This window comes from Desulfovibrio aminophilus DSM 12254 (assembly GCF_000422565.1).
Lineage (GTDB): Bacteria > Desulfobacterota > Desulfovibrionia > Desulfovibrionales > Desulfovibrionaceae > Aminidesulfovibrio > Aminidesulfovibrio aminophilus.
This window is the reverse complement of the sequence record NZ_AUMA01000008.1, coordinates 266766-286825: the sequence shown is the minus strand read 5'-3', so window position 1 is coordinate 286825 and position 20060 is coordinate 266766. Positions and strand designations below refer to the sequence as shown.

Genomic DNA, 20060 nt, shown 5'->3' with positions numbered 1-20060 from the left:
GGCCATCTACCAGACAAAAACAAGACGCTATGTACTTCACACAAAGTGAAACCGTCCAGAATGGAATGCAACCAATAATCCTTTGAAATCTGATCCATTCGCGCCGGGCAAGTGGCGGATGCGCTCGAACAGCAGCCGGGCGTGCTCGCGCCTGTTGACCACGCACAGGCACTGCTCCTGTCCGCCCATGACCTCGGCCAGGGCGGCGGCGTCCATCTCCCCGGCCAGTTCCACCCGCACCCGCCGGAACGCCTCGTAGAGTTCCGTCGGACCGGGGTCGCGCATGATCTCTCGGATGTCCGCGCCGCCGGGGAAATGTTCCGCCACTGCGGGCTGGGTGGCCGTGCAGAGCACCACGCTGCAGCCGTAGTTCACGGTCAGCTCCTTGAGCGCCGCCAGGGTGGGCTTGAGCAGTTCCCTGGGTAGCATCTGGGCCTCGTCCAGGATGATAACGCTCTTGGCCACGTTGTGCAGTTTGCGACAGCGCGAGGCCTTGCAGGCGAACAGGAATTCCAGAAACTGGACATTGGTGGTCACAACCAGCGGCACGTCCCAGTTCTCCATGGCCAGGGAGGCGGCCAGGGCCGTGTCCTGCCCTGCCCCGCCCTCGCTGGACAGTTCCACGCTGGAGTGGTGTTCGAGAACCGCGTCCCGCCCCAGAATCTCGCGGAAGACCTCGGCGTTCTGCTCGATGATGCTCGTGTAGGGAATGGCGTAGATGACCCGGCGCAGGCCGTGGGCCGCAGCGTGGGCCGCGGCGTGGTCCAGGGCGAAGGCCAGGGACGCGAGGGTCTTGCCGCCGCCCGTAGGCACGGTCAGGCTGAACAGCCCGGGCGGCAGGGCGGCGGCCGCGCGGCATTGCGCCAGGATGCTCCGGCGCAGACGATTGATCCGCGTATCCTCGGCTTCGGCCTGAAGCCGCTCCAGATGGGCGTCCAGGCGCTCTTTCAATGCCCCGAGCCCGGGCCTCCCGTCGCGGAGGGCGGCCTTCCCGGGATCGGCATGGGCCTCGGAGTTCAGGCGGTCCGCATCCACCAGGCAGGAAAAAATCATGCGGGCAAAGAAGGCGCAACTGAAGCCCAAAAGCCGTTTGTCCAAAGCCGTCAAGCGAGGGAAATCCGGCTCGGGCGGCAAAGCGATCTCCCCCTTATAGGCCGAGTAGTCCGGCAGACCAGACTTGGCCAAACGCTCTTCAAGGCTTCCCGGGTTAATCCAGTTGGCCAGTCCCCGACCATGGTGTCCGGCAATCACGTAGGCCAGCAGTCGTCCGGCACGATAGGCCCGCGCAGCCTCCTTGGCTCCGGCCGTGGAGTGGTCCAGGCCGTGCCCGTCCCGCTCCAACTGGTCCTGGAACTCGCGCGAATACTTGCCGATGTCGTGCAAAAGCCCAGCCGCCCGTCCCCAGGCCTCGGCACCGAACACCGCCGCGAAGTCCCCGGCCTGCTCGGACACCTCCCGCAGATGCACCTTAAGCCACTGCCCCGGACGAGCTTCAAAGCCGTTTTTCATGTCCCCCCCGTTGGCTCGAAAAACGAAGCTCTATTGAGAAACTGGTTTTCCTCTACGCACTGCACGGACAAAAGAAAACAGAGAATGCACTGAAATATTCAAAATAACTTCCCAACGCAGCAGGATACCCCAGCTATTCCTCACGCCTCCCCTATTGGAACCTTTGTCCGGGCTGCGGGCGACGTCGGTATTTACCGCCATTCTGGGACGCCATAAATATTGCAAAGCTAGAGAGGCTTCGAGCTATCTGAGCTAACAAACTATACTCAGAAAAACGCCTTTGGCACGTCGCACTAGGCTGCGAGTTCTGGAGATTGAATCCAGAAGAAGGCCGCGAATGCCATGACGGTCGAGATGTCCGGCTCGTTTTCGGCCCATTCAGCGCTGTAGAGAGAGCCGGAACGGGTGAAGACGAGACCGCGTGCGTAGTCCACCTCCTTCACCTGGGAAGTGATGAAGTTCCCTCCTCCTTCGGCCCAGCCCATGATGCGGACGATCTCGATCTCTTTGAACCGGATCAGGAACGGCCAAGCCGGTTGCACCACGCCCTTGAGCAGGATGCCGGTCTCCTGGCGTTTCCAGGGCAAGGCTGAATCTGCGTGGCCGAGGCCACGGCGAAACTCAGCACGTCACGATGGGCCCGGACCAGCCTGTCCAGGGTCAGACTTTCAAGCTCCTTAAGATGCAGCATCGACATGACGACCTCCTCATCTCTCTATTTACTAAACGATATCGGCCATGCACATCGCTGGAGTTGCCCCCGCTACCAGAAAGATGAAGGGCTTGGAGAAAATCTCTCCAAGCCCTTTTTCGTTGTTGTCCGACTGGAGCGACGTCCGCCCCTCCCCTCTTCCGCCGCACTCAGCGCGCCGGAGCGTCGAGATCGTCCTCGGAATCCGATTCGCAGAGAGACACCTTCTTCAGCTTGGCGCTCAGGGCTTGCTGGGAGATGCCGAGAATGCGCGCGGCCACGGTCTGGTTGCCGCAGGAGATGCGCATGGCCTGACTGATGAGTATCTGCGCGACCTTCTGGGTGGCGACCTTGAGTCGGGGCATGTTGTCCGCGGAGAAATCCAGGTTGTCGAGCGGATTGGCGGAGCGTCCCTCCGCCCCACGAGTCTCCGGCTCCCCTTCCTGAAAGATGTAACGTTTGAAGGTCTCCGACGAGAGCATCCGCGAGGTGTGGTTCATCAGCGCGTCCCCGACCATGGCCCGCAGTTCGCGGACATTCCCGGGGAAAGCATAAGACCGCAGCAGATTGACCAATTCGGGATGGTAGGACGGACGTTTGCGCCGAAGTTCCCGGGCGTCCTGATCCAGAAAGTGGTCCAAGAGCCTCGGTATGTCGTTGGGCCGCTCCCGCAACGGCGGAATGTGGACCTGGTGCGTGATGAGCCGGTAGTAGAGATCTTCGCGGAACTGCCCCTTGCGCCGGAGGTCGCCGATGTTCTTGAGGGTCGAGGCCACGATGCGCACGTTGGCCTTCTTCAGCGAGTCCGACCCCACGGGGAAGTATTCCTGCTCCTGCAGCAGGCGCAGAAGCTTGACCTGCGACGGCAGGGGCAGATCGCCGATCTCGTCCAGGAAAAGCGTGCCTCCGGCGGCCTTCTCCACCAACCCAGGCCGGGCGCTTTCCGCGCCGGTGAATGCGCCCCGCACATGGCCGAACAAGGTGTCCGCGAACATCGGGTCGTCGAAGGCCGCGATGTTCACGGCCACGAACTCGCCCTTGCGCCCGCTGAGATCATGGATGGAGCGGGCGATAAGCTCTTTTCCCGTGCCGGTCTCCCCGGTGATCAGGATGGGCCGCGTGCTCGGGGCCACGGCCTCGCAGTATTTGAAGATCGCGCACATCTTCGGATCCTGGGTGACGATCTCGGCGAAGGCCTCCGGGTGCAGCAGGGCTTCATCCAACAGGGACTCCCGCAGCAGGGCGTTCTCCTGCTCCAGTTCGCGCACCTCCAGGGCCTTGCGCACCCGGTTCCTCAGATGGTCCTTGTCCACGGGCTTGATGATATAGTCCTGCGCCCCGTTGCGGATGCACTCGACAACGGAGTCCACATCGTTCACCGCGGTGATGATGAGCACCGGCACATCAGGGCAGATGCGCCGGATCTCCAACAGCAGTTCGGAGCCGCTCAGGTGCGGCATGATGAGGTCCAAAAGAATAAGCTCGACATTGTTTTTCGCCAAAAAAGGCAACACCTTGCGACTGTCATCCAGAGTCACGATGTTGGTGTAGCCGGACGAGACGAGTGTGATCTCGAACCCGTCCAGGGCGGCTCGCTCGTCATCCACCACCAGAATGGGGCGCGCGGGAAACGTGTGTCGGTCCATGGCTGACTCCTCTCGGCTGTCGGATCAGGCGCGGGCATCGGGCACGGGGAACAGGAGCTTGACGCGGGTGCCCTCCCCGGGCTCGGAGGATATCTCCATGATCCCCCGGTGCTCTTCAATGATCCCCGCTGAAACCGACAAACCGAGTCCCGTGCCGCCCTGATCGCGCTTGGTCGTAAAGAACGGATCGCAGACGTTCTTGAGGTATTCGGCGCGGATGCCGTGCCCCTCGTCCTCTATCTCGAAGCAGACATGCCCGTCGTTCTGGCCGGTGCGGATTCTGATGGCCTGGCTCCTGCGGGTCAATGCCTGGTAGGCGTTCTGAATGAGGTTGACCAGAACCTGCTCGACGCGCCGCAGATCGCCGCGGAAGCTGGGCAGATTCGGGGTCATCTCGACCTCGAGCCTGTTGGTCGCCTTGCGCAGGGGATTGGCCAGCAGCTCCAGCGACGAGGTCAGAGCCAAATTGATGTCCACTGTGCCGCCCATGTCCAGGGGACTCTGGCGGGCATAGTCCTTCAGGTTGCGAATGATCGTGGAGACCCGTTCCGCACCCTGGTGGATGCCACGCAGAAGCTTCGGAATGCTCGACCTGGCGTAGTCGAAGGGCATCCCGGCGATCCACAGGTCGCTTTCCGCGTTCTTCTTGTCCAGCATCGACAGCAGGCCGTTCCAGACCTCCTCGAGCATGCCGATGTTCAGGCGGATGAAGCTGGCCGGGTTGTTGATCTCGTGGGCAACGCCGGAGACGAGAATGCCCAGCGAGGCCATCTTGTCCGCCTGGCGCACGGACTCGAAGCTCCGTTTCAGCTCTTCGGTGCGGGAGCGCACCTGGGCTTCGAGGCTCTCGTTGAGTTCCTTGAGCCGTTCCTCGCTGCGCAGGAGCCGCTCTTCGGCCAGCTTGCGTTCGCTGATGTCGTCCAGGAGCCAGATGCTGCCGTGCCGTACGCAGTCCGGATTGACCGCACTGATGGACAGGACGCACCAATGGCGCCGGGCGGGCGAGATGGTGACGGGCAATTCCACGCAAAAGCGGCCTCCATCCGACAGGGCCTGCTGCACCTCGTCCATGATCCCCGGCCGGATGCCCGCGCGGCGCAGGAACGAGTCGAGCTGGATGGCTCCTCCCGGCGAACGCTTCCCTACCCCACAGAGCCATGTGAATCGGTTGTTGCTCCAGACGAGTTGGTCATCCTTGGCATAGGCGATGCCGATGGAGGCGTTCTCAAGGATGAGCCGTTGCTGGTTGCCAGTCTCCTCCAGGGCCGCGCTCACGGCTTCTCTCCGCTTGACCTCCACCTCCAGTTCGTGGACATGCCGGTCCAGTTCATCCTCGGCCAACAGGCTGGTCTCCTGGATGAGCGAGAACCACCAGATCCAGATGCCGGTGATGAGCATGGAAAAGAGGAACAGGGTGACGAAGATGTCCGACAAAAGCTTTCGGTCGTAGTCCGTGCTGGTGGCGAAATAGGCGTAGCAAAGGGCGAAGATGAGCGCCAGGGCGCAGAGGATGTTGAAGAAATGGATGCAGAATATCCTCACCCTGCGGCTGAAGTGGCGCGAGAGGGAGGTTTCGAAGGCGAAGTTGAACACGCGGTCGCGCCAAGTCTTTCCGTTGACGGAAACCTTGCAGAAGCCTTTGCAGATGCTGTCCAGGGAGCAGCAAAGCGAGCAGACCTGCTCGTCGTAGGCCGGACAACAGACCGTGTCCCTGGCCTCGTAAAGCTTGTTGCAGATGGTGCAGGCCACGAGATTCTCCCCCTGCGACGGGGAGACCTTGCGGGCCAGATAATATTTCCCGCCCGTGATCAGGGCGAGGAGCACCGTGGCCGGAATGGACACCCCCAGGCCGATGAGCGGGGCGAAGGCCTTGGGATAGGCCCCGAAAAGGCCCAGGTGGCAGAGAATGGCCGCGCCCGCGGCGATGAGCATGGCGCCGAAGCCCACGGGGTTGACGTTGTAGAGGTTGGCCCGCTTGTACTCGATGTGCGCCGGACTGATCCCCAGGGGTTTCAGGATGGCCAGGTCGGTGAAGATCGCCCCGACCCAGGCCACCGCGAAAATGGCGTAGACCATGAGCACGGAATGCAGGATGTAGAACACCCCGAACTGCATGAGCAGCACCGAAATGGTCACGTTGAAGATGAGCCAGACCACCCGGCCCGGGTGACTGTGGGAAATCCGCGAGAAGAAGTTGGACCAGGCCAGGGAACCGGCATAGGCGTTGGTCACGTTGATCTTCACCTGGCAGATGACGACGAAGAGCGTGCTGACCGCCAGGGTCAGCCCCCCCGGCCCGAACATGGCTTCAAAGGCGTTGAGGTAGAGGTTGAAAGGCTCCAGCGCGTCGCCCATCGTCGCCCCGGCCTTGCGCATGAAGAGCACCGCCAGAAAGGAGCCGCACAGCAGCTTGATCGCCCCGATAATGATCCAGCCTGGTCCTGCGGCCGCCATGGACACCCACCAGGCCACGCGGTTCTCGCGGGTCTTGTCCGGCAGGAAACGGAGATAGTCCACCTGCTCCCCGATCTGCGGCACGAGTGAAAAGGCCAGGGACAACGCCCCGCCGAAAAGCAGCGGATTGAACGCCTCCGCCGCGCCGCCGAGACCGGCGAAGGAGGTCCAGGATTCCAGGGCCGTGGGATCGGTATGGAGGATATAAGCGAACAGCGATACGGAAAGAATGATCCAGAACGGTTGGGTGTAGAGCTGCAGCTTGTTGATGAAGGTGATGCCGTAGAAGACCAGGGGGATGATGACCACGGAACTGACCAGATAGCCGATGGCGAGCGGGATGCCGACGGCCACCTGGAGGGCCTTGGCCATGATGGCCGCCTCGATGGCGAAGAAGATGATCGTATAAGAGGCGTAGACGAGCGAGGTCACGGTGGAGCCGAAGTAGCCGAAGCCGGCTCCCCGCGTGAGCAGATCCACGTCCACGTTATAACGCGAGGCGTAATAGGAGATGGGCAGGCCGGTAATGATGATGATCAGCGAGAGACAGAGAATCGCCAAGGTGGAGTTGATGAACCCGTAATCGAGGATGAGCAGCGCGCCGATGGCCTCCAAGGCCAGGAAGGTGATGCCGCCGAGAGCCGTATTGGCCAGCAGCCAGCACGGCCAGCGGCGAAAAGACTTGGCCGCCCTGCGCAGGGAGTAGTCTTCAAGGGTCTCATTGCTGACGAAGGCGTTATAGGTACGACGCCTCTTCAATACCTTTATTGAAAGGTTCATCGCTCCTGATCCGGAAAGCAGATACCTTTCCTTCATACAACACCTATTTATCAGTCTATTGGGCGTAAAATATAATCAAACTCATCCTGACGACCGTATTATTCACTGCATTGGTACATTCGTGATGCAATTTTGTACAGATATATAATTTAACATCAAGCGCAATTACAGACAAAAATCTTTCTTTTCTCATCTGTAAATGTAATTAAGCATTCACTTCCCCCCGCCTGCAGCTCGGGCTCAAAAATCATCCTTCACTGAACAGCAGGTGCTCCGCCCTGCACTGTGGGGAGCAAAACTCCCTCAATGACTCCCCGGGATGCGGCGCCGCTTGCGTCGAGGGTTCGGCTCCCGGCTGGAGTTCGACCAGAAACCGGCGGCCGCAGTGGTCGCATATCCTGACGTAACGCTGGATGAGAACGCGCAGGCAATGGTCCGAACACACGGAAACCTCATCGCCGCCCGCGGCATGAAGCGCGACGGATCGGCGGCAGGGACGCCCGCAGATGCGGCACGGAGCGTCGGGCAGAGCTGCGGTCAGGTCGCCGCCGCATGCCGGGCAAAAACGCCTGGGCACGTCCGGAAATGGTTCGCCGCAATGCGGGCAGTCCGTTCGCATGGAAGTCTGGCAGTGCGGGCAGGACAAGCCGACAACAGGTTGAGCTTCCAGGCCCTGCACGAAGGAATCCCGGACCCGGCTCCCGTCGGGGCCGCGCCGGTATCCGCATTCCGGGTTGGGGCAATAGGCGAAATATGTCCGAGACATTGCGCTCTCCTCCTTGATGATTTCACCCTTCCCGATCCCTGACGAGAATCAGGCCCCCTCGGCAGAGAGCGAATTGGGTGCCAAAAGACGTCATTGTCACAATGAATTGAAATAATGGCATAAAAAAGTAAAATATCACCTGCGGGGCAAGACATGTGGCACAAATAAAATTGTGGCCAAACTGCGATTTGGCCTCCCTCCCCCTTATCCGACGCCGCGACGCCTCCGGACGCTTCGACAACTTCCGTTGTGACCGTTCATGGGTAGGCGCGGCGAGAGCGGAAAGACGGCACGCCAATCCGTCTTTCCGCCCATTTGGAAGGTAAACCTGCTGGCGTGTGATGCGGAGGGTGCCGCTCTCTCACGCCGGATCGCGCAGCATGCGGAGGTTCTCCTCTGGGGTTCCGGCTTTGCCGGCGGGTACCGGGGCGGTATTCCGGAAGAGCGCTCCGGCGAAGAGAAAGAGCCAAGTGACCACGATGAACGGCCAGGTCAGGGCGGGCATGCCGATGGGCGCGAGGAGCACACCGAACGAGGCCGTGGCGATGGAGCCGAGAACCATGCAGCCCAGGGCGTAGAGGAACGTCTTCCAATTAAGGTAGAAGAAGACGCCGCCCATGGCGATGCCGCAGAGCACGGAGTTGAAACCATACAGGCCGAGACGCACCGGGGCCTCGGGCGATTGCATGACCAGGGCCGTGAGCAACCCCACCAGCGAGCCGATGACGGCGAACAGGGCCGAGAGCCGCGAGTTCACCAGGATGGCTATCGCGAAGATGATGCCCGTGACCACGTTGTCCTGGAACATGACCTCCCCAAGGCCCTTGGCGACGCCGTCCTGGAAGGTCGCCCCGGCCACCGCGCCCATGTCCATAGGCGCGCCCGGAACCGGCAGGGACGGGAGGATGAGCGTCCCGGGCTGGAACAGGGCGAACTTGTAGACGCAGAACATGAGCAGCCAAGTGGCCAGGACGAAGGGCGCGGTAAGGGCCGGGACGCCCCACTTGCCCAGGAGATTCAAAAGCGCGGCCATGATGACGGTCGAGAACGCGCCGTTCAGGATCACGTAAAGCAGCATGGACGGTTCGAAGGCGAAATAAAACGGCAGGGCGATACCCGCCAGGGTGCCATTGAAGCCGAAGAGACCGGCCCGAACGAGTTGTTTGTCCGCGCCGAGCAGTTGGGCCGTCAGCGTGGCGGCCATGGTGCCGAGCACCGCGCAGACGCCGAAGGTTACGGAGTTGTAGAATATCCCGGCGAAGAACAGCAGGCCCGTGATGGCGTTGTTCTGAAACATGACCTGCCCGCAGCCGCGACAGACCGAGTCAAGAAACTCGAAAAACGGATTTTTCAACAGCGATTCGTAGCTCATGACGTTTCCCCCGAGGTTGTGGTTCCCGTAAATCAGGCGGGCGCCTTCAGTTCGGCCTTGAGCTTGTCCCTCTCCTTGGACTTCGCCAGGCCCTTGAGCATGTCCTTTTCCCAATGATCCGCGTTGCGATAGTGCGTGAGCGAAATGATGCGCGTCGTCTCGCACGAGTCGCAATACGGGCAACGGCCTCCGGATTCGCTCTTGTGGGCGAAGACCTCGAAGTCCGTGCGGCAGCTTCTGCAATGGAATTCATAGATCGGCATCGTGGTGCTCCTTGGGTTCGTTGCCTTGGGCTGTAGCCACAAACGTGCCATCGGCAGAACTTCTGCAACCATCTCTATTAATGCATATTTTTTTGTAAATGTGCGCGGACTCCCAGGGCAAGTCCAACAAACACGCTTGTCGTCGCAACACCCGGACGACCCGCCCGGGAGCGGCCTGAGCCGTTCCGATAATCCACGCCCGCCACCGGAATTCTGGTGGGAGTTCCGGGCTTCCGATCCGGGCTCCGGCCGGGAACCGGCCGGGCCTGGGGGGAAGGGGAACGGTCCAGCCGGATATGGCTGAACCGTTCGTTGAGGTCGCGCGGTTTCATGGGACAGCCTGTTCGGGTTGCTTCGCCGTGCGGCCGCTGGATGCGTTTCAGGAAGCTTCCTGGGCCGCCTGCTGGGCGTAGAACCGCCGCTTGAGCCGCAGGTCGTGGGCCAGGAAGAAGGTCACCGCCAAAGCGAAGGTCAGGAATCCGGCGAAGATGTACAGGGTGGCGCTGTAGCTGCCGGTGGCCTCCAGGACGTGGGTCACGATGGACGGGCCGACCATGCCGGCCAGACCCCAGGCCGTCAGCTCGTAGCCGTGGATGGTGCCGAGCTGCTTGGTGCCGAACATGTCGCCCAGGAAGGCCGGAAGGGTCGAGAAACCGCCGCCGTAGCAGGTCAGGATGATGAAGATGAGGCACTGGAAGAACAGCGGATTGGTGGTCTTGGTCAGAGCCAGGAAGGCGAACACCTGGATGATGAAGAACGCCATGTAGGTGCGCGCCCGTCCCAGGTAGTCGGAGAAGCTGGCCCAGCCGATCCGGCCGCCGCCGTTGAACAGGCCCATGAGCCCGACCATCGCGGCCGCCTGCATGGGCGAAAGCCCGACCACTTCCTGCGCCATGGGCGAGGCCACGGAGATCAGGGCGATGCCGCAGGTGATGTTGATAAAGAGCATGACCCACATGCAGTAGAAGCGCCGGGTGCGCAACGCCTCGGCCACGGTGAGCTGGGCCAGATCCTTCTTGATGACCTTGCGGCCCGACTCGGAAGCCGCGGCGGAATAGCCGGGAGGCAGCCAGCCGGCGGGCGGCGGGGCGATATACAGCGAGGAGCCGAAGATGAGACAGAAGTAGATGGCGCCCAGCAGGAAGTAGACCTTCCAGATGTCCATGACCAGGAACAGCTTGGCCATGATGGGGCCGAAGATCATGGCCGCGAAGCCGAAGCCCATGATGGCCATGCCGGTGGCCAAGCCACGGCGGTCCGGGAACCACTTCACCAGCGTCGAGACGGGGGTGATGTAGCCCACGCCGAGCCCGATGCCGCCGATCACTCCGTAGCAAAGCAGAAACAGGGGCAGTGAGCCGATCTTGACCGCCAGGCCCGACCCCATGATGCCGCAGGAATAGAAGATGGCCGCGAGGCGGCCGGATTTGCGCGGCCCCATCTTCTCCACGGACCGGCCGAGAAAGGCGGCCGAGAAGCCAAGAAAGAGAATGGCCAGACTGAAGGCCATGGTGATGTCGCTCTTCTGCCAGCCGTGGAGTTCCTTGAGCGGCAGGGTCATCACGCTGTAGGCGTAGACCGAGCCGATGGATATGTGGATGCCCACGGCCGATGCGGCTATGAGCCAGCGATTTTTTACCTTTTCCATTCCGTTCTCTCCTGTGCGGCCGCCCTTGGGGGCTCCGGCTCCGCCGTCGGTCTCGGCCGGAGCCCCGGGCCGCTGATGCTGCTGGGAGTGAAAAGGCGGCCGTTTCCGGCCGCCTCGACAAGACACTTTGCGGGGCCTGGACGATTACAGGCCGAAGCGACCGCCGGTGGTGGGGTAGCCGTAGATCGTGCCGTCCTTGATCTTGATCTTGTCTTCCCAAGGCAGATGGTACTTGCCCTTGGCGAAGTCCTTGACCCAGTTGTAGGGGCATTCCTTCACGCCGCCGGGCTGCGCCACGTAGCCGCGAGTGCCGACGTTGTAGATGTTGTTCTCCAGACCCCAGTCCGTGCGGGCCTGGTCGGCCATCTTGGGGAACACTTCGCCGGTCACGATCTCCCAGGGGTTGCGATGTCCCTGAACCAGGGTCGTGCCGTCGAAGTTGCAGATCTGGCCTTCGCCGAAGTAGTAGAAGACGCCGTCGTAACCGGCCAGGTTGACCGCGGCGGTGTACATCAGGTTGTGCCAAGCGTTGGAACGGTTGGTCAGGATCCACTGCTCGTTGACCTGGGTGCTGTAGCCGGAGATGCGGATGTACACGTTGCAGCCGTTGTAGGCGGCTTCGCGGGCCTGCTCCGGGAACATGCCGTCGTGGCAGATGCAGATCGAGAGCTTGCTGCCGCCGGGGCCTTCGCACACGGGCTGGCCGAGGTCGCCGGGCATCCAGGGCTCGATCGGAACCCAGGGGTTCAGCTTGCGGTACTTCAGGGCGAGCTCGCCCTTGTTGTTGAAGATGACCGCGGTGTTGTACGGCATCTGGTTCTTGTTCGGGTTGCGCTCCATGATGGAGAACACGCCCCAGACGTCGTTCTCCTTACAGGTCTGGGCGTAGCGCTGGAACAGGGGGCCTTCCACGTCGAGCAGGAACTCGTCGGTGACCCACTTCTTGGTGTTCAGGCCCTGGCTGCTGTATTCCGGCCACACGATGAGATCCATGCCCGGATAGCCGGCCTTGGTGGCGGCGGTGGCGGCGCAGATGCGGTCGATGCTGGCCTCGATCTCCTTGCGGGAGTTGATGACCGGAACGGGATACTGAACCAGGCCCATCAACATGCCTTCAGTCGGTCTGCTGATACTTCCGATGCTACCCATTGTGATTCTCCTGGTGGTTGTGTCGTTCAGTGATGCTTCTTGCCTACCGTCATGACTGGCCAGTCAGTGTTTGATCGGGAATAGCCACAAGCGTGCCAAGCATTTTTCACTCTTAATATGTTGATATAGTTATATTATTTTTCTAGACCGCAAAGCTCGTGGCACAATGGGCGTTGTGGGTGGGGAGCGGCCGGAACACGGGAGCGAAGCGGCGCGCGAATCGGAAAGGCGCACAAGCGGCATTGTGGCCTCCCGGAGTCCGAGGTCAGTTGGCGGAGGGGCGCGGGCGAAAAAAAACGCTCCCGGCCCAAAGGCGGGAGCGTGTCGGAGCGGAGGGAGGCGATTTACGCGCGGTGACGGGGTCCGGGATCGCGACGATCCAAAACCGCCGCCCCTGTTGACGCCTGATGCAAAGAGCGAGTAATGCCGCCAGGATGAACGAACAGTCCAGCGGCAGCGGCAGAACGGCCTTCCAGGCCTTCGATCGGGTCGCGGTGCTCAGCGGCAACAAAATCCACGCAAAAATCGACAAGAGGATCCTGCGGCTGTTCGCACCAAGCGTGATCCAGGTGTTCGAGAAGGGTCAGGCAGCCCTGGACCAAATCGAGCGTCACGGGGTCGATCTCGTTCTCTGCGACTCGGGACTTGCCGACATGACCGGCCTGGATTTTTTGGGAAAAATCCGCGGGGAACTGAAGCGGCGCAGCCTGCCGGTAATCATGGTCTCGCTCATGAACAGCCGGGAATACGTCCTGGACGCCATCGGCCAGGGCTGCTCGGGATACGTGATCCGGCCATACGCTCCCAAGACCCTGGAGCGCTATCTCGTGGCGGCCAAACGCATGGCCGACTACCCGGAAGAGCAGCGTGTACGGATGGAAAAGGCCCGGGCCCTGGCCGAACAGGGCGACCACAAGGCCGCCGCCGAGCACTACGAGGAGATCATCAGCGGGGGCAACGAGGCCCAGTTCTACTACGACATGGGTTGTTCCTTCCTGGTGAAGAAGGAATACGCCAAGGCCGTGGTCGCCTTTCAGAAGGCCATCAAGTACAATGAACTCTTCGCCGAGGCCTACAAGGGGCTGGCCGAGGCCTACAAGGCCCGGGGAGATTTCGAACGCTACAAGACGAACATCGAGAAGGCCGCCGAGGTTCTGGCCCAGCTGGACCGTTTTGAAGAGGCCAGGTTGACCTTCATCCAGGTGCTCAAACACAACCGCGAGGCCCACAACCCCTACAAGCTGCTCGGGCTCAAACTGCGCCGCGACGGCGACTTGGCGGGGGCCGTGGAAGCCTATTTCCGTGCCCTCGAAATGACCCCGGACGACGAGCAGATTCACTTCAACCTCGGCAAGGCTCAGCATCTCCTCGGACAGGAGGCCGAGGCCCGGGAGAACATCTCCCGGGCCCTGGACCTCAATCCATTTTTCGAGGAAGCCAAGAAGCTCTACACCGAGCTTTTCAAGAAGCCCTTCCAGGCGCCACTCGGAGCGGCCTTCAAGGGCCTGTCCTCGGCCGCCCGTCTGCGCGGGTTGGACGCCGACTGACCCACCCCGCCCGCTCAGACCGTGACCGGCAGCACGGTGAAAGGCAGCGCCCGGCGCAGAAGCCTGCGTTGAACGCCGAAGACCACCTGGTTGTGCAGCAGCCTGCTCCAGAACGATTCCCTGGGGAACACGAGTTGTCCCGCGAAGAATACTGACCAGGGGTAGCGCTCGGCCACCTCCTCGGCCAGACCGGCGATCACCTCCACCACGTCGGTGCCCACCCCGAGCACGCTCTCGGCGTGATAGCCGCGTCGCCGCATGAGCCGAACGTACTGCCCCAACTCGTCGGAGAGCCGATCCCGCAGTTCCTCCATCTCCCGTTTTCCGCGATAGACGCCCGCGTCCACGGCCCCGGCGCAAAGGAAGACGTAATTGCTGAATTCGCCGGGAAAGCGTCGGTGGATCGCCAGCAGGCTGTGCAGCCCCAGGCCGTTGTAGCCGCTCACCAGGACCACCGCCGTGCGCGCGAAGGAGCCGGCCGGCGCGGAGAGATCGCCCGGTTCCGGGTTGTCGGGCAGGCGGCTCATGTCCTCCTCCACCGCCTGCTTGAGCCCGTCCAGTTTGCGCACCAGCGCGCCCACTCGCCGGTAGTGACGCCGGATGAGCAACGCGGCCCCGGCCAGGGCCCCGGTGACCACCAGGGTGGCCCAGCCACCCTCGAAGAACTTCACGGCCACGATGGTGGCCAGGATGAAACCCGTGAGCACCAAACCCAGACCATTGAGCAGCAGCCCCTTGCGCCAGTGCGGCTCCTCGCCGCGCGCCTGCCACCAGTGTCGGACCATGCCCGCCTGGGACAGGATGAAAGTAACGAAAACATTGATGCTGTAGAGCACGAGAAGCACTTCCACCGAGCCCCCGGTGATCTCCATGAGCACCAGGGCCGCGCCGCCCATGAGCAAGATGCCGTTCTGGGTCACCAGACGGTCGCTCAGGTGCGCGAACTGGGCCGGGGCCCAGCGGTCCAGGGCCATGTTGGCCAGGATCCGCGGGCCGTCGAGGAATCCGGCCTGTGCCGCGACGAAGAGGATGGCCGCCTCGGTCACCAGCACCGCCGAGACGACCACCGGCCCGGCCACGCCCCAGGAACTGATCATGGCCCCGAAGAGCACGGCGTTCAAGGTCTTTCCGGGCTGGAACTCCACCCGGTGGAGCATGTAGTTGAGGATCAGGCCCACCACCATGAAGGACAGGGACAGGGCCATGTAGAGCATGGTCCGCTTGCCGGTGCGGGCCCTGGGCTCGCGCAGCACCGGCAGGCCGTTGGACACCGCCTCCAGGCCCGTATAGGTGCCCGCGCCCATGGCGTAGGCCCGCAGGATGAGGGCGATCATGCCCCAGAACCCCAGCTCCCGTTGCGTCGCGCCCACGTCGGCCGCTGCCCGGGACACGATCTCCGGCAGGCCGTCCAGATGCTGGCCCAGACCATAGAGGATGAGAAAGACGTGCCCGACCAGGAAGGCCAGGAAGATCGGCACGAGGACGCTCACGGATTCCTTGACCCCGCGAAGGTTGAGCACGGTGAGCAGAATCACTCCCGCGAGGGCGAAGGCCAGCTTCCCGCCCTGCCACGATGGAGGCAGGAAGCTGAACACCGCGTCGGCCCCGCTGGCGATGGAGAGCGTGATGGTCAACACGTAGTCGATGAGCAGGGCGCAGCCGGAAACCATTCCCACGGAGGGCGAAAGCAGGCGTCCGGCCACCAGGTAACCGCCCCCGCCCGTGGGGAAGAGGTCGATGATCTGGGTGTAGCTCGCGCTGATGACGCAGACCGTGACCACCGTGGCCAGGGCCACGAACAGGGAGAGGGCGTGATGCCCGCCCAGGGCCAGGAAGGCCTCCGAAGGACCGTAGCAGGACGAGGACAGGGGGTCGGCGCCCAGGCCGACCCAGGCCAGAAACGAGGCCAGGGCCAGTTTGTGGAACAGGCCGCGATCCTCGGGATCGAGGGGGCGGCCGAGAACAAGCGCACGGAAGCGCGCCGTCAGCGAAGACCGGGACATGCAGTCCCTCCTTCTTGGCTGGGGGAATCCGCGCGGTGCGCGGCGGTCGGAAAGGGGAGTTTCGCCCGTCGAAGAAGACTGGGCGAGAAGTTTTCCTCGCGCGCGTGACCGCAGGGAGGCTCCCCCCGCAGCCTTCGGAAGGAAGTCTCCTCGACGCCTGCGAGGTTAGCTGACGGGCTCGGGCCGAGAAGTGCCCTACGCCTTGCGGCGATGCGCCCCAAAGGGTGGTTCCCCCGCTCCCGCCCCAGGCGGGATTCGGCGATATGGCTTTTTTACGCCGGCACCGTGGGACTGTCAATTTTCGGGGTTCAGAGCAGCCGGATGCGCGGACACTGGGACTTGCGGGGAATGTACAGGCCCATCTCCGGCGGCTGGGGCAGGGGCTGGGGCAGCACGTCGCGCAGGAAGGACGAGGCCTGCTTCAGTATCTTCTGGTCGGGATTGCGGACGGTGAGGCAGAAGACCTCGCCCCAGTTGGTGGCGTAGACCACCGAGGCGGTGACGATCTTCTGGGCATCCTGGGGCACGGCCAGGTTGAGGATGAAGAAGGCCCGGGTCACGCGCTCCGGCCGGAGGGTCTCCTCCATGTCCACCTCGAAGGTGCTTTCACGGGGGAAGAACTCGTACAGAGCCTGGAGCGACTTCTTCAGATCATCAACGGACATGGGCGCGATGCTGCGCTCCCCATGCACGTGCGTGGACGGGGAATAGAGGCCGTTGACCACCAGCCAGGCCAGGAGCAGGGCCGGGTCGGTGTCCTTGCGCAGCACCTGCATGTCCTTGCTGGAGATTTTGCCGCTCCCGGCCTCCTGGCCGCGGGCCAGCCAGACGGTGCGGCGTCCGGGGGCCTTTTCGGCCTCGAAATAGAACTCCGGGAACAAATGGCCGCTCAAGTCCAGGAACGGCACCCGCTCGACCTTGTGCTTGCGCGGAGCGAAGTTGGCCTGGATCTTCCGTCCCAGCCGGGTCAGATCCTCGGGAGAGATGCGCGCGCCGGCCCTCTCCCCGCCCTGCTCCAGCCGCTCCTGGATGCGCTCGTAGGTCTTGATGAGGAAGCGGCTCAGCGTGGCCCCGGCGGTCATGGAGCGGGCGAAGCTCCAGGTCTGGCCCAGTCCGCGCACGGCCTCCTCGCTGATTTCCTCCTTCCCGCTCAGGAAGGTCAGGAAGCTCCGCTCCTCCTCCACGCAAGGGAAGCCCAGGGAGACGTCGAAGGAACCGATGCCCGCCTTGAGGGTGAAGGACTCGGTGAGCAGGTCCACGGCCTCCTGGTCGTCCAGGGAGCGATAGTAATCCCGCAGGTTGCGGAAGAGCACGGTGTAGGGGTCGGCCTGCCAGGCGGGGGAACGCCGGGTCACGGCGTCCTTGATCTGGTCGCAGAGCATGAGTTCGCCGGAGGCGTCCCGTCCGGCGTACTTCTCCAGCAGGCCGAGCTTCATCACCGACTTGTACGGGCTGTGCAGGCCCTTGACGATCTGCCAGAGGGACGCCCCGAAGAACTCCTCCGGCGGCACCGCGTCCAGGCGGCCCAGGTCCACCACTCGACCAGGCCCCAGCAGCGGCGACCGGGACGCGGCCAGACCGTATGATTCCCATGTTTCACGATCCGCGCCGGGCGGGGTCAGCCACCAGAGCGGCTCCTTGCCCGCCACCCGCAGGGCCGTGCGGTAGAACTCCTCCTTGAGCAACAGGGCCTGGGCCGTTCCCGCGCTTTCGCTGTCGCTGAAGCCGAAATCGTTGGCCCGCACGGAGGGCAGGCTCATGAGGAAGAAATGGACCTCGGCCCCGAACCCGGCCTGGGCCCAGGCGGCCACGGCCTCCAGCTTGCGCCGCAGGCGGGCGTCCTCGGCCGGGCCCACGCCCTCCGGGTCGTAGCAGACCCAGATGTCCATGTCCGAGGCGTCGGTCTGAGCGATGCTCCCCAGGCTGCCCATGGCGTAGACCGCCTCCAGCAGTACGGGCCGGGCCTGGGTCTCGGGCGGCGTCACCCCGGCGAAATGCTTGCGAGCCAGCCGCAAGGTCTCCAGGTCCGGGCGGTATCCGGCCAGGACGCAGGAAGGGACGTTCTCGATGGCGTCGCGGGTCTCGAAGTGGCGGGAATGCAGCAGCCAGGGCAGGAGCCGGAAAAACTCCGCCTGGCCGGGGGTCATGCGCCGCAACGCCAGACGCTGGCGTCGGGCGTTGTCCCCGAGCATGCGGCGCTCGAAACGCCCCAGGGCCCACTGGCGCACCCAGCGGCGCACGGCCGGTCCATGCAGCGCTGTCCCCTCCTCCGGCGGCAACTCCAACCGGATCGTCTGGGCCTCCAGCAACCTCCGCCGCAGGGTGTCGGCCCGGGCCTGGAGCAGAGCGGGCTCCAGGGCGTCGCTCTCGCGCACCCGACAGCCCGGGAAGAGGCAGTCCACAGTGCGGCATTCCACGAAGGAGCAGTTCAAGACCGCCGTATCGCGCAGCAGGCAGTCGGTGAACAGCACCCCTTCGAAGCGGCAGGACTCCAGCGCGGCCAGGGAGAAGTCCGAGGCCTCCAGGTCCGTGGCCGTGAAGGCCGCCTGCCGGAGCGAGGCTCCGGCCAGACCGAGGTGACGGCCCTCGCTCTCGTTCCAGGCACAGCCCTCCAGGGACGCCTCGCCGAAACGGCAGTGGGACAGGTCGCAGCCGTCCAGGCCGCCGCCTTCCAACATGGCCCCGGAGAAATCGCAGCCCTCCAGCACGCAGCCGCTGAAGCGGCACTGTTCCAGCACCGCCCCTTCGAAACGCACGCCGGAGAGCAGGCAGTCCTGGAAAACGGTCTTGCGCAGCCTCGCTCCGGCGAAATCGACGCCCAGGAGGCGGCACTTGATCAGGGAAACCTCGTCGAAGGCCGCTCCAGTGAGAACCACGTTCTGCAGGGTGCGCTCCTCGACCACCGCGCCCGTCAGTTCCGCGCCGCCGAAATTCTTGTCCTTGAGCATGCGGGCGTGGACCAGGGTCTCCCCCAGCTCAGGGCGTTTCTCGCCCAGGAACATGGAGAACAAGCCCTTCCTGGGTGCGGCCGGATCGCCGGATTCCCGGGCGGCCTGGGCGGCCGAGGCCCGGGCGACGGCGTCCGGGCGGGTCTCCATCCTCTCCAGATAGCGGTCCAGGGCCTCGGGCAACCCTTCCGACCCGGCTTCCACGGCCAGGCAGGCGCGCAGGAAATCCGTGTCCGCCCGGGCGATGAAGGCCAGCGTCTCAGCCAGGATCGCAGGTCGGACCTCGGGCTTGAAGGCCTCGAGAAAGTTCTCGAAGGCGGCCTCGGGCAGCGTGGCGGCCCGAGCGGCCATGGCCCGGCGCAGGCCCGGATCCTTGCGGCAGAACAAGGCCAGGGCCTGACCCGTCCTGGGCCAGTTGATGCCGATGAGAATGTCCATGCAGTGGGCCACTCGCCCGTTGCGGGCCACCTTGAGCACGGCCCGCACCGCCTGGGACAGGGCCGTCTCGCCCGCCTCCAGACACCGCGAAAGAATCTCCATGACCTCGGCGGTGCTCCGCTCCGGATGAGTGGCCACGAGGCGCGCCAAACGGCGACTCATGTCCGGGTGCCCCAGTCCGCGCACGGCCCGCGCCGCCTCGGCCAGTTCATCCCCGGCCAGGGGGTCGCGCAGCAGGCGCTCCAGCCAGTTCCGGAAGGAGCCGCGCAGCAGAGTCTCGCGCAGGGGAAACGCGGGCGTGTCGCCCAGGCGGTCCAGTACGCCGAGGGCCTTCAAAATATCCCGTGGCGGCGCTTCACCGAGGGTCTCCAGAACGGCGCGGGCCCAGGCCGAAACGGACCGCTCCAAGGTCCAATGGCGACGCAGGAGTTCATGCAGCAGATAGAAACGCGCTTCCGCCCCCAGGCTCTCGGCCCGTCCTCCGAGCATCTCGGCGGGGTTGCGCCAAGTCTGGACCTGGGCCGAGGCGGCCAGCCAGCCCGGCCGCCCGAGCAGCAGCAGCCCCTTGAGCGAGGCCAGTACGGCCTGTCGGCTGCCCGAAAGGCTTTCGCAGCAGCCGGAGAGAAGATCGGCGACCGTATGCGCCGCGCGCACCGCCTCCGGCGCCGGGGAGGCGTCCTCCAGGGCCGGGGCCAGCACGGCGGCCACGCGGGTCAGTTCGTCCAGGCAGTCCGAGCGCACGGGGAACGTCAGCCGCTTCAGGGTCTCCAATGCCCCGGGCAAAGAATGCAGATCCAACCCCATGCTTCAGCTCATCCAGAGACGGAGGGGACTGTCAAGGATTAT

11 protein-coding genes and 1 riboswitch are annotated in these 20060 nt (G+C 63.7%); of the genes, 1 reads left to right on the top strand and 10 read right to left on the bottom strand.

Annotated features, from left to right (window positions below):
* Positions 1-36: 36 nt before the first annotated feature.
* The 8 genes from H587_RS17565 to H587_RS0106460 all read right to left on the bottom strand — a co-directional run bounded on the left by H587_RS17565 (position 37) and on the right by H587_RS0106460 (position 12278).
* Complete coding sequence (locus H587_RS17565) at positions 37-1509, bottom strand: CRISPR-associated endonuclease Cas3'' (RefSeq protein ID WP_084630465.1); 1473 nt, start codon at positions 1507-1509, stop codon at positions 37-39.
* A 293-nt stretch (positions 1510-1802) separates the two neighbouring features.
* Positions 1803-2096, bottom strand: coding sequence for a hypothetical protein (locus H587_RS0106490; RefSeq protein ID WP_027175575.1), 294 nt, complete (start codon positions 2094-2096; stop codon positions 1803-1805).
* 274 nt (positions 2097-2370) lie between these two features.
* Positions 2371-3846 carry a sigma-54-dependent transcriptional regulator gene (locus H587_RS17560; protein ID WP_051202496.1) on the bottom strand — a complete coding sequence of 492 codons (1476 nt, stop codon included), beginning with the start codon at positions 3844-3846 and terminating at the stop codon, positions 2371-2373.
* A 24-nt stretch (positions 3847-3870) separates the two neighbouring features.
* The gene (locus tag H587_RS0106480; RefSeq protein ID WP_027175574.1) at positions 3871-7080 is read right to left on the bottom strand and encodes an ATP-binding protein; all 3210 of its coding nucleotides are present in this window, start codon (positions 7078-7080) and stop codon (positions 3871-3873) included.
* 1127 nt (positions 7081-8207) lie between these two features.
* Positions 8208-9218, bottom strand: coding sequence for an urea transporter (locus tag H587_RS0106475; protein WP_027175573.1), 1011 nt, complete (start codon positions 9216-9218; stop codon positions 8208-8210).
* A gap of 32 nt (positions 9219-9250) precedes the next feature.
* Positions 9251-9481, bottom strand: coding sequence for an FmdB family zinc ribbon protein (locus tag H587_RS0106470; protein ID WP_027175572.1), 231 nt, complete (start codon positions 9479-9481; stop codon positions 9251-9253).
* Positions 9482-9860: 379 nt separating this feature from the next.
* Positions 9861-11129, bottom strand: coding sequence for an L-lactate MFS transporter (locus tag H587_RS0106465; protein ID WP_027175571.1), 1269 nt, complete (start codon positions 11127-11129; stop codon positions 9861-9863).
* A 144-nt stretch (positions 11130-11273) separates the two neighbouring features.
* Positions 11274-12278, bottom strand: a complete 1005-nt coding sequence (locus tag H587_RS0106460) for a formamidase (RefSeq protein ID WP_027175570.1) — start codon at positions 12276-12278, stop codon at positions 11274-11276.
* 434 nt (positions 12279-12712) lie between these two features.
* Between H587_RS0106460 and H587_RS0106455 the strand changes: the two genes are divergently transcribed.
* Positions 12713-13825, top strand: coding sequence for a tetratricopeptide repeat protein (locus H587_RS0106455; RefSeq protein ID WP_027175569.1), 1113 nt, complete (start codon positions 12713-12715; stop codon positions 13823-13825).
* A gap of 14 nt (positions 13826-13839) precedes the next feature.
* Here the strand turns inward: H587_RS0106455 and H587_RS0106450 are convergent, their stop codons facing one another.
* Together H587_RS0106450 and H587_RS0106445 are read right to left on the bottom strand one after the other, a co-directional pair.
* Positions 13840-15828, bottom strand: coding sequence for an APC family permease (locus H587_RS0106450; RefSeq protein ID WP_027175568.1), 1989 nt, complete (start codon positions 15826-15828; stop codon positions 13840-13842).
* Between the two features lie 139 nt (positions 15829-15967).
* Positions 15968-16099: riboswitch (cyclic di-AMP (ydaO/yuaA leader) on the bottom strand.
* Between the two features lie 37 nt (positions 16100-16136).
* The gene (locus H587_RS0106445; RefSeq protein ID WP_027175567.1) at positions 16137-20018 is read right to left on the bottom strand and encodes a class I adenylate cyclase; all 3882 of its coding nucleotides are present in this window, start codon (positions 20016-20018) and stop codon (positions 16137-16139) included.
* Between the last annotated feature and the right edge of the window lie 42 nt (positions 20019-20060).